At 47.0% G+C, this 1,743-nt stretch carries 2 protein-coding genes and 1 pseudogene; 1 reads left to right on the top strand and 2 read right to left on the bottom strand.

What is annotated here, in order from left to right:
- A pseudogene (locus HMPREF2884_RS05085) lies at window positions 1-377 on the bottom strand (heme peroxidase); the annotation flags it as partial.
- 126 nt (window positions 378-503) lie between these two features.
- Here HMPREF2884_RS05085 and HMPREF2884_RS09010 point away from each other — a divergent pair.
- Window positions 504-959 (top strand): hypothetical protein, encoded by a 456-nt coding sequence (locus tag HMPREF2884_RS09010; RefSeq protein ID WP_246827929.1) that lies wholly within the window; start codon window positions 504-506, stop codon window positions 957-959.
- 47 nt (window positions 960-1,006) lie between these two features.
- Here HMPREF2884_RS09010 and HMPREF2884_RS09135 read toward each other — a convergent pair.
- A partial coding sequence (locus HMPREF2884_RS09135) for an S-layer homology domain-containing protein (RefSeq protein ID WP_141753499.1) occupies window positions 1,007-1,743 on the bottom strand: 737 nt, incomplete at its 5' end.

Raw genomic sequence — 1,743 nt, forward strand, 5'->3', positions numbered from 1 at the left:
TTCTTCACCTCAGGAGAACCCGACAGGCGATACAAATACTCCACAAACTGCCCACGGGAAATTACGGTGTTTTCTTCGATTAGCTGATACTTCTGGTATTCAGAAATTAGACCAACGCACTCAGCCCAGTCGTAGATAATCTTGCGACCGTAAGTCACATAAGCATTCGGAAGGTACTTATATTCGTAGATTGCGCGGTCGTTACAGGTCACCGCCGGTTCATTGGGCTGCACAATAGGGGTCACTTGGCGAGGTTTCAGAACACCAAGAGAATATACCGGCACGCTACCGCACACCATGGCACCAGCCAACAGTACCGTGCCACCAGCCTGGATAACCCGCCTCGTAGGGCGAGCAAATAATTGTCGAAGCATCATAGCTCCTTCACGAACAGAGGGACACAATCTTTGTGCACCCTCATGAGTAGAACGTTCTCAGCGTACCAAAAATCCTAACCTTCAGGTAGAGATTTAGGGAACATGCAATGATACGAAAGTAAAAGAGTGTTATATAAATATGTGGGTTGTATCGGTGAGTCCTCCAGCTGGCATGACGCGGTCTCAAAACCAGCACGTAACCATGAGGCAGCGAACTGGTATATCAGCTCGTGGGCTAGTGACTGCACTTTCACGGGAGTACGTTCTGATAATCCCTACGAAGATAGTGACAATCCAGAGGATAAATTTTCACTTGATACGGCTCTCGCAGCACGATGGGGGTTCTATATTGAAGGAGGAGCCGGACGCCTTAACATCATCGGGGCAAATGCTTTCGACGCCTGTCATCAATCTAGTAAGCAACGTACTAGTGACCAGATAAAATTGCTGACAAATAACTGGATCCTACGCGTTGATAAACCGCTATATAAGTATGCCAGAATTGAAGTTAATCACTACTCATATAATCTTGGAATTAAAGAGGAAGAAACTCCTGATAAGAAGCTCTCCATAACCGTATAATCGCTAAAAATAGCTGTGCCCCGCATTTATTATGCGGGGCACTATGATTACTTTTCGAATGCTCCCAGAGAGTCAGCGACTCGCAAAGCCGAAAAAGCTAAATCGTATTCCGCGAAGGTGAACCAGCTATTTTTCCCTGCCTGTGCACTGAAATGCATTCCGAATCGAACATTATAATGTTCCTTAATGTATCCTTCTTTCTCTAAAGAAGTCTTTTGGGTAATCCACAAATAAGCCTTATGCAGCTCTGAACCGTAAGGCATATTGGGCCATTCTTTATCCCAGGGGTCGCCCCATGCTTCCCTGTGATATTCAGGGACATTCACGTCCGGCTTACCAGCCAAACGGTACAACATGAGCACAATCGTGGCATCACCGGCGGGAGTATCGTAATGGAAATTCCCATCACTCCAACCCCAGGTAATGCCCCGCTGACGAGCCCACATCACTACAGGAAAACGCGGATCATCAGTCTTAATATCACCATAAGGAGACTGAGTCGGAAGATTCTTCACCTCAGGAGAACCCGACAGGCGATATAGATACTCCAAGAACTGCCCGCGAGAGATAACTGGAGATTTAATGAATAACTCGTGTTTTTGATATTCAGTAATGAGGCCAGCACACTCAGCCCAGTCGAATACAAGTTCCTTTGCTAGAGCTGTATTTGCCAGATAACGGAAAAGAGCCCTATCAGTGCAGGTTACTGCGGGTTCGTTTGGCTGCGCGATAGGTGTAGCCTGATGCGGCTTAACCGGCTCTTCCGAGTTGAGTGTGGGTGACC

Origin of the sequence: Rothia sp. HMSC073B08, assembly GCF_001812975.1 — a bacterium.
GTDB classification, from domain to species: Bacteria; Actinomycetota; Actinomycetes; order Actinomycetales; family Micrococcaceae; genus Rothia; species Rothia mucilaginosa.